Origin of the sequence: Nocardioides sp., from assembly GCF_031397825.1 — a bacterium.
Taxonomy (GTDB): Bacteria; Actinomycetota; Actinomycetes; order Propionibacteriales; family Nocardioidaceae; genus Nocardioides.
Map to the genome: position 1 here is coordinate 21108 of NZ_JANNML010000088.1, position 9221 is coordinate 30328.

Consider the following 9221-nt stretch of genomic DNA (forward strand, 5'->3'; position numbering starts at 1 on the left):
GAACCTCTCACGTGGAAGCACTCCACGGGGCTGGAGACGAGCGGACCAGATGGGGGCCGGGCCGAGGCCCGACCCCCATCCTGTGTCCGTTGCGAACGGATCTAGCTCAGGAACCTACGTCACTGGATGACGAAGAGGTCCTTGTAGTAGATCGCGCTCATGGCGGCGTCACCCGTGAAGCCACCGATCTTGCTGCCCGCGCCGAACAGGTCGTTGCGGTAGGCGGTCGGGATCATCGGGAAGTACTTGGTGCCGATGAGCTCGTCCAGGTCGCCCCAGGCCGGAGCCTGGTCCTCGAGAGGCAGGGTGGCGATCTCCTTGATGCGGTCGTCCACCTCGGTCTCCGAGAAGTACGACGTGTTGTAGGGCTGACCGCTCTGGACCAGCGGCGGGATCATCGTGGACGCGGACGGCCAGTCCGAGCACCAGTTGACCGAGCGCAGGTTGAGCTTGGCGTTGATCGGGCTCTCGGCGTCGTCCCAGAGGGCGTAGGCGTCCTCCTGGTAGGGGATCATCTCGACGGTGAAGCCGGCGTTCTCGTAGCCCTTCTTCTCCTGCTCGGCCGCGGCCTTGGCCTCGGCGTCGGAGTCGTCATAGATGAAGGTCAGCTTGTAGCCCTCTTCACCGGCCTCCGCGAGGAGGGCCTTGGCCTTCTCGGGGTCGTAGGTGAACTGCTCACCGTCCGGGAAGTACTCCTTGCGGCCCGACATGCCCGGAGGCATGATCGTGCTGGCGGGGATCCGGGTCACACCGGGGATGTTGCCGCCCGCGAGGACGATGTTCTCGAAGTCGTAGCCCCAGGCGATCGCCTTGCGGATGTTGACGTCGGTGATCTTGGTGTAGTCAGGCGTGCGGTAGCTGACGCACTGACCGGTCTGCTGGATGAAGTTGTCGCCCAGGGCGTCGCGCAGCGCGGCGACGTTGGTCGCACCGAGGCCGTTGGAGACGGTGGTCTGCGCGTCGGCAGAGTCGCTCAGCAGCAGCTGGTCGGTCTTCTCCTGGTCCTGGTCGAACTTGAAGACCCACTCGTCGGCGTACTGGTGACGGGCCGGGTCGGACGCAGCGTCCCACTCGGGGTTCTTCTCAAGGGTCAGCGACTCGTTGACGCGGAACTCCTTGATCTTGTAGGGGCCGCTGGAGAGAGGCATGCGACCGTAGGCCGGGAACTCGGAGTTCTCGAGCGGGATCGGGCCGATCGCCATGAAGGTGGACCAGAAGTCCATGTCCGGGAAGGGACCCTGCATCTTGAACGTGATGTCCTGGCCGTCGACCGTGATGCCGGGGCAGTCACCGTCCTGCGGACCGGTGTAGCCCTCGCCGCAGTCGAAGTTCGACACGGAGTAGACCTGGCCGGGGCCCGAGGTGAAGGTCTCGGAGTCGAAGGTGCGCTCGACGCCGTACTTGACCTCCTCGGCGGTGATCGGGTTGCCGTTCTCCCAGTTGACGTCCTTGATGGTGAACGTCCACTCGGTGAAGTCCTCGTTGGGACGACCGAGGTCGGTGGCGAGGTCGGGCACGAGCTCCATCGCGCCGGTCTCCTGGTCACGACGGAACTGGACCAGCGACCGGTGCGTGAGCGCCTGCTGGATCGAGTTGCCGAGGACGGACCAGCCGTTGGCGGGGTCGAGGTCCTCCGGACCGGGGTCGCCGGGGATGGCGACGGTGATGGTGCCACCGGTGGTGGCGCCCTCGACCTCGGGGGCGGGCCCCTCAGCGTCGGCGACCTTCCCGAACTCTGACTCCGGGTTGATGAACTCGCTGGGGTTGTTGCCCCCTGCGTTTCCGCCTCCGCCGTCTCCACCACAGGCCGCAAGCGTGACCATGGCGAAGCCTGCGACAACGGCAAGCGACTTGGTGCGCTTCATGGTTGTCCAGCCTTTCTCTTCTTCATCCGTGCCACAGGCCCCAGCCCGCGACAACATCTGGGGGAGAAACCGACGCCTAGCGTCGGGTCTTGGGATCGACGGCGTCGCGGATCGCGTCGCCGAGGAGGTTGAGGGCGAGCACCAGCACGACGATGCCGAGCAGGGGCTCCCAGAGGTAGAGCGGGTAGAGCTCGAAGTAGGCGCTGGCCAGCAGGATCGTCTGGCCCCACGACTCGCCCTGGGTGATGCCGACCCCGAGGAAGGCGAGGCCGGCCTCGGCGGCGATGAACGCCGGCAGCATGAGCGACACCGCGACCACGATCGGCGCCACCAGGTTGGGCAGCAGCTCCTTGACCATGATCCGCGAGGTCGGCATGCCGATCACCCGCGCGGAGAGGATGAACTCGCGCTCGCGCAGGGAGAGGACCTCGCCGCGCACGAGGCGCGCGATGCCCATCCAGCCGAAGGCAGCGAGGATGCCGATCAGCGACACGACCTGCATGGTCTGGTAGCGATCAGGCGTCAGCGCGAAGCGCTCGTTGAGGATCGGCGCGATCACCAGAGCCATCAGCAGGAACGGCAGCGTCAGGAACAGGTCGGTGATGAACGAGATGACCTTGTCGACGGCGCCGCCCACGAACCCGGCGACCAGGCCGAGCACGACCCCCACGATGGAGGCCACGACGGTGGCCGACGTCGCGATGAGCATCGACGTGCGCGCGCCGTAGAGCCAGCTGGCCAGGTTGTCCTTGGCCGTCTTGGGCGCGATGCCGAACGGGTGCTCGGGGTCGAAGCCGTTGTGGGGCGGGCCCTTCAGCGGCATGCCGTCGTTGATGAAGTCGAGCTGCTGCGACGGGTTGCCCGGCTGGGTCGTCACGTTGAACAGCGAGGCGAGCTGGCCGGCGAAGATCGCGATCAGCACGAAGAAGAGGACGATCGTGAGGCAGGCCATGGCGACCTTGTCGCGCCGCAGGCGGCCAGCAGCGATCGCCAGAGGCGACTTGCCCGACACCGGGGTCTTGGCGACTGCGTCGTCAGGATCCGCTTCGTCACTCAAGTGTCCGAGAGTCTCGGACCCCATCGTGGGTGTCGACATGCTCACCTCGTCCAGGCAGTGTCTGCTGCCACTCGTTCGGCGGACCGGAAGATCGTCCCGGGTGCGCCCTGTGCGCCGTCCCGGACTCTATGTGACACAGCGCGCACTACGGGTCTCCCCCGCGTAACGATCTGGTCTCAGCCCGTTTGTCCAATGGTTTCTCTTGCGCCTCAAGAACTGGTCGCAGATTCCTTCTCTGCAACGGCATCCACACCGGCTTCCTTGCGCTGTGCCGCAGTGATCGGCGCGGGTGCGGCGGTGAGCGGGTCGAAGCCGCCACCGGACTTCGGGAAGGCGATGACGTCGCGGATCGAGTCGGTGCCGGCCAGCATCGCGCAGATGCGGTCCATGCCCACGGCGATGCCGCCGTGCGGGGGTGCGCCGAACTTGAAGGCGTCGAGCAGGAAGCCGAACTTCTCCTGGGACTCGGCCTCGCTGAGACCCATCACCGCGAAGACCCGCCTCTGCACGTCCTCGCGGTGGATCCGGATCGAGCCACCGCCGAGCTCGTTGCCGTTGCAGACGATGTCGTAGGCGTAGGCCAGGGCGCTGCCCGGGTCGGTGTCGAAGGTGTCGGCGAACTCCGGCTTGGGGCCGGTGAACGCGTGGTGCACCGCCGTCCAGGCACCGGCACCGACCGCGACGTCGCCGCTCTCGACGGCATCCGAGCTGGGCTCGAACATCGGGGCGTCGACGACCCAGGTGAACGCGAAGGCGCTCTCGTCGATCAGCTCGCCTCGGCGACCGATCTCCAGGCGCGCGGCGCCCAGGAGGGCACGGCTCGACGTGGCGGCGCCGGCCGCGAAGAAGATGCAGTCGCCGGGCGCGGCGCCGACGTGGGCGGCGAGGCCGGCCTTCTCCTCGTCGGTGATGTTCTTGGACACGGGTCCGGTCAGCTCTCCGTCCTCCTGGACCAGCACGTAGGCCAGGCCCTTGGCGCCGCGCTGCTTGGCCCACTCCTGCCACGCGTCGAGCTTCTTGCGCGGCTGGCTGGCACCGCCGGGCATGACGACGGCCCCGACGTACGGCGCCTGGAAGACGCGGAAGGGCGTCTCCTTGAAGTAGTCGGTGCACTCGACCAGCTCGAGGCCCATGCGCAGGTCGGGCTTGTCGGAGCCGAAGCGACGCATGGCCTCGGCGTAGGTCATGCGCGGGAGCGGACGCGGGATCTCGACGTCGATGAGCTTCCACATGGCGGCCAGCACGTCCTCCATGAGCTCGATGACGTCCTCCTGGTCCACGAAGCTCATCTCGATGTCGAGCTGGGTGAACTCCGGCTGCCGGTCGGCGCGGAAGTCCTCGTCGCGGTAGCAGCGCGCGATCTGGAAGTAGCGCTCCATGCCCGCGACCATCAGCAGCTGCTTGAAGAGCTGGGGGCTCTGGGGCAGGGCGTACCAGCTGCCCGGCTGGAGGCGGGCGGGCACCAGGAAGTCCCGGGCGCCCTCGGGGGTCGAACGGGTCAGCGTCGGAGTCTCGACCTCGACGAAGTCGTGGGCGTCGAGCACGTCGCGCGCGGCCTTGTTGATCTTGGAGCGCAGACGCAGGGCCGCGTTGGGGCCGCTGCGACGCAGGTCGAGGTAGCGGTGCTTGAGGCGCGCCTCCTCCCCCACGTCCCCCCCATGGTGGCCAGCGTCGTCGATCGGGAACGGCAGCGGGGCGGAAGCGCTGAGGACCTCGAGGTCCTTGGCGATGACCTCGATCTCGCCGGAGGGCAGGCTCGGGTTGGCGTTGCCCTCGGGACGGGCGCCGACCTGGCCGGTCACCTTGATGCAGAACTCGCTGCGCAGCGCGTGGGCCACGGCCTCGTCGCGCACGACGACCTGGACGACCCCGCTGGCCTCGCGCAGGTCGAGGAAGGCCACGCCGCCGTGATCGCGGCGCTTGGCCACCCAGCCGGCGAGGGTGACGGTCTGGCCGACGTGCTCGGCGCGGAGGGCGCCGGCGTCATGGGTGCGGATCACTGCTGCTCCTTCAAGAGGACCTGCGGTCGCAGGTCGTCGGTGGGTGGGGTCCAGGCGGCCGGGTCGGCGCTCACCTGCTCCCCCGATCGGATGTCCTTGACCTCGTGGGTCACGGTGCCGTCGTCGGTCGTCGTGGTGAACCAGACGAAGGGGATGCCACGCCGCTCGGCGTAGCGGATCTGCTTGCCGAACTTGGCCGCGTCGGGCGCGACCTCGCAGGCGATGTCACGACGGCGCAGGCTGTCGGCGACCGCGCCGCTCGTGGGCCGGCCGTCCTCGTCCACGACCGCCACGAGCACCGCACTGGGCACCGAGCGCGACGCGGTCAGGCCGGTGCGGGCCAGCAGCGGGACGACGACCCGGCTGACGCCGAGGGAGATGCCGACGCCGGGGTACGTCGTGCGGCCGTCGCTGGCGAGCGCGTCGTAGCGACCTCCGGAGCAGATGGACCCCATCGACTCGTAGCCGTCGAGGCGGGTCTCGAAGACGGTGCCGGTGTAGTAGTCCAGGCCGCGCGCGATCGAGAGGTCGGCGGTGACCCGCACCCGGTCGGAGACCAGGTCGGTGCAGCCACGCACGAGCTCGGCCAGCTCGGCCAGGCCCTCGTCGAGGAGCTCGTGCTCGACCCCGAGCGCGCGCACCTGTCCGACGAAGCCGTCGTCGTCGGAGCGGATCGTGGCGAGCTCGAGCACCTTGTCGGCGTCGGCGCCGGAGATGCCCGCGTCGGACAGCAGCAGCTCACGCACCTTCTCGACGGGCAGCTTGTCGAGCTTGTCGACCAGGCGCATGACCTCGTCGGTGTCGTCGGCGCCCAGGCCGAGGCCGGCGTAGAAGCCCTGGATGAGCTTGCGGTTGTTGACCTGCAGGCGGAAGGCGGGCAGGAAGTCCAGGCGCGTGAGGGCGTCGACCATGACGCGGGTGACCTCGATGTCGTGGTGGAAGGCGAGCGAGTCGCGCCCCACGATGTCGATGTCGGCCTGGGTGAACTCGCGGAACCGGCCCTCCTGGGGACGCTCACCGCGCCAGGCCTTCTGCACCTGGTAGCGACGGAACGGGAAGGCCAGCCTGCCGGCGTTCTCCAGGACGTAGCGGGCGAAGGGCACGGTCAGGTCGAAGTGCAGCCCCAGCCCGGCGTGCCCCTCGGCCGACTCCTCGTGGAGACGACGCAGGAGGTAGACCTCCTTGGAGGTGTCGCCCTTGCGCAGCAGCTGGTCCAGCGGCTCGACGGCACGGGTCTCGATGCCGGCGAAGCCGTGCAGCTCGAAGACGTGGCGCAGGGTGTCGATGACCTGCTGCTCGACGAAACGCTGCTCCGGGAGCAGCTCGGGGAAACCGCTGAGCGGCCCACGCGGGGGTGTCTTGGCCATCTCAGAGGTCCTGGAGGTAGGGGTTGGTGACGCGCTCGCGACCGATGGAGGTCTGCTCGCCGTGGCCGGGCAGGACCACGATGTCGTCGGCGAGCGGGAGGACCTTCTGCGCGAGGCTGCGCAGCATCGTCGGGTGGTCGCCCCCGGGGAGGTCGGTGCGGCCGATGGACCCGGCGAAGAGCAGGTCACCGGAGAACATCACCTCCGAGATGTCGGCCTGGTCGTAGGGCGTGCGGAAGGTGACCGACCCCTCGGTGTGCCCTGGGGTGTGGTCGACGACGAAGCCGAGCCCGGCGAGCTCGAGGACCTGGGTGTCGCTCAGCTCCCGCACGTCGTCGGGCTCGGCCCAGGTGTAGTCGCCCCCCAGGAGCATCGCGGTGCTCTCGCGGGACATGCCGGCCATCGGGTCGCTGAGCAGGTGGCGGTCGCTGGGGTGGATCCACGCCGTGGCCTCGTAGGTGCCGGCGACGGGCGCGACGCACCACATGTGGTCGACGTGGCCGTGGGTCACCAGGACCGCGACGGGCTTGAGACGGTGCTCGCGCACGACCTCGGCGACACCGGCCGCGGCGTCCTTGCCGGGGTCGATGACGACGCACTCGCTGCCCGGGCCGGTGGCGGCGACGTAGCAGTTGGTGCCCCAAGGACCTGCGGGAAAGCCGGCGATCAACACTCGGTAACACTATCGAGACCGACACGGGGTCGCCTCGGCGGTCTCTGGCACTAGGGTGGGCCACTGCTATGCAGGCGACCGAGTGAGGGACTGGCAGTGACGAGCACCGAATGGGGTCGCGTCGGCGACGACGGCACCGTCTACGTGAAGACCGCCGAGGGCGAACGCTCCGTGGGCCAGTACCCCGTGGGGACCCCCGACGAAGCCCTGAAGTTCTACACCGACCGCTTCCTGGCGCTCGAGACCGAGGTCTCGCTGCTCGACCAGCGCGTGCGCTCGGGCGTGCTCGGTCCCGACGAGGCGGCCGAGTCGATCAAGATGGTGCGCGCCCAGGTGGTCGAGGCGAACGCGGTCGGCGACCTGGCCGGTCTGACCGGTCGACTGGACTCGCTCGGACCGGTCATCGCCCAGCAGCGTGCGGTCAAGCGGGCCGAGAAGGCGAAGAAGTCCGCCGAGGCGAAGGAGCAGAAGGAGAAGCTCGTCGCCGCGGCCGAGAAGATCGCCGAGGGCAACGACTGGCGTCACGGCGCCAACAAGCTGCGTGAGCTCCTCGACGAGTGGAAGGCGCTGCCGCGCATCGACCGCCCGTCCGACGACTCGCTGTGGAAGCGCTTCTCCGGCGCCCGCACCGCCTACACCCGGCGCCGCAAGTCCCACTTCGCCGAGCAGGACCAGAAGCGCGACTCCGCGCGGGTCGTCAAGGAGCGCCTCGCCACCGAGGCCGAGTCGCTCTCCACGTCGACCGAGTGGGGCATCACCGCCGGCCGCTACCGCGACCTCATGCGCGACTGGAAGGCCGCCGGCCCGGCACCCAAGGACGTCGACGACCAGCTGTGGGCCCGCTTCCGTGGCGCGCAGGACGCGTTCTTCGGGGCCCGTGACGCGGCCAACGCCGCACTCGACCAGGAGTTCGCCGCCAACGCGGAGGTCAAGGACGCCCTGATCCTGGAGGCCGAGGGGCTGCTCCCCGTGACCGACGTCGAGGCCGCGAAGCGGGCCTTCCGCGACCTCGCCGACAAGTGGGACGCCGCGGGCAAGGTCCCGCGCGACCGCATGAAGGACCTCGAGGGCCGCATGCGCACCGTCGAGCAGGCGATCCGGGGGCTCGAGGAAGAGCAGTGGCGCAAGTCCGACCCCGAGAAGTCCGCCCGGGCCGGCGACATGGTCGCCAAGCTCCAGGCCGCGATCAACGGGGTCGAGGCCGACCTCGAGAAGGCCCGCGCCGGTGGGAACGAGAAGAAGGTGAGGGAGCTCGAGGAGAACCTCGCCTCCCGTCAGGCGTTCCTCGAGATGGCCAAGCGCGCCGCCGACGAGTTCTCCGGATGAGCAGCGAAAGCTGCTCGACCAGCGGCGACGTACGCGCTACTGCGTGATCCGGTAGGCGTCGAAGACGCCCGGGACACCGCGGACGGCCTTCAGCACCGTGTCGAGGTGCTTGGCCTCGGCCATCTGGAAGGTGAAGCGGCTCTTGGCGACCCGGTCGCGGGTCGTGGAGAGGTTGGCGCTGAGGATGTTCACGTGGGCGTCCGAGAGCACCATCGTGATGTCGGAGAGCAGGCGGGCGCGGTCGATGGCCTCGACCTGGATGTTGACCAGGAACGTCGACTGACCCGTCGGGGCCCACTCGACCTCGAGCACCTTCTCGGGCTGACGGAGCAGGGACGTGGCGTTGGTGCAGTCACGCCGGTGCACCGAGACTCCCCCGCCCTTGGTGACGAAGCCGAGGATGTCGTCGGGCGGGACCGGGGTGCAGCACTTGGCCAGCTTGAGCCACACGTCGGGTGAGCCCTTGACGATGACCCCGGAGTCGCCGCCGCTGGACACCTTGGAGCGACCACGCCGGCCGGTGATGGTGACCGCTTCCGCGAGGTCCTCCTGCGCGCCCTCGTCGCCGCCGTGCAGCTCGATGACCCGTCGTACGACGGCCTGGGCGCTGAGGTTGCCCTCGCCGACCGCCGCGTAGAGCGCGGACACGTCGGCGATCTTGAAGTGGGCGGCCGCCTGCATGAGCGACTCGTGGGACAGCAGCCGCTTGAGGGGCAGGCCCTCCTTGCGCATGAGCTTGGCGATCTGGTCCTTGCCCTGCTCGATGGCCTCCTCGCGGCGCTCCTTGGTGAACCAGTGGCGGATCTTGGAGCGGGCGCGGGGCGAGCGGACGAAGGTCAGCCAGTCCTGGGAGGGAGCGGCGTTGGCGGCCTTGGAGGTGAAGACCTCGATGACGTCGCCGTTCTCGAGGGTCGACTCGAGCGGCACCAGGCG

7 protein-coding genes are annotated in these 9221 nt (G+C 69.0%); 1 reads left to right on the forward strand and 6 read right to left on the reverse strand.

Going from position 1 to position 9221, the window contains the following annotated elements; translation table 11 throughout:
• Window positions 1–119: 119 nt before the first annotated feature.
• From RMN98_RS07740 to RMN98_RS07760, 5 genes are all read right to left on the reverse strand, one after another.
• Window positions 120–1865, reverse strand: a complete 1746-nt coding sequence (locus RMN98_RS07740) for an ABC transporter substrate-binding protein (RefSeq protein ID WP_309648232.1) — start codon at window positions 1863–1865, stop codon at window positions 120–122.
• Window positions 1866–1941: 76 nt separating this feature from the next.
• On the reverse strand, window positions 1942–2922 hold the full coding sequence (locus RMN98_RS07745) for an ABC transporter permease (RefSeq protein WP_309648233.1): 981 nt from the start codon (window positions 2920–2922) through the stop codon (window positions 1942–1944).
• Between the two features lie 209 nt (window positions 2923–3131).
• Window positions 3132–4922 (reverse strand): aspartate--tRNA ligase, encoded by a 1791-nt coding sequence (aspS, locus tag RMN98_RS07750; RefSeq protein WP_309648234.1) that lies wholly within the window; start codon window positions 4920–4922, stop codon window positions 3132–3134.
• Window positions 4919–6289: a histidine--tRNA ligase gene (gene hisS, locus RMN98_RS07755; RefSeq protein ID WP_309648235.1), complete on the reverse strand. Its 1371-nt coding sequence runs from the start codon at window positions 6287–6289 to the stop codon at window positions 4919–4921. Before hisS ends, aspS begins: the two co-directional genes overlap by 4 nt.
• 1 nt (window position 6290) lies before the next feature.
• Window positions 6291–6962 carry an MBL fold metallo-hydrolase gene (locus tag RMN98_RS07760; RefSeq protein WP_309648236.1) on the reverse strand — a complete coding sequence of 224 codons (672 nt, stop codon included), beginning with the start codon at window positions 6960–6962 and terminating at the stop codon, window positions 6291–6293.
• A 96-nt stretch (window positions 6963–7058) separates the two neighbouring features.
• On the opposite strand from RMN98_RS07760, the gene RMN98_RS07765 reads away from it, so the two are divergent.
• Entirely contained in the window at window positions 7059–8288 is a 1230-nt protein-coding gene (locus RMN98_RS07765; protein WP_309648237.1) for a DUF349 domain-containing protein, read from the forward strand.
• Window positions 8289–8324: 36 nt separating this feature from the next.
• On the opposite strand, the gene RMN98_RS07770 is transcribed toward RMN98_RS07765, so the two are convergent.
• Window positions 8325–9221 (reverse strand): ACT domain-containing protein (locus RMN98_RS07770; protein ID WP_309648238.1); only part of this gene is annotated, 897 nt, incomplete at its 5' end.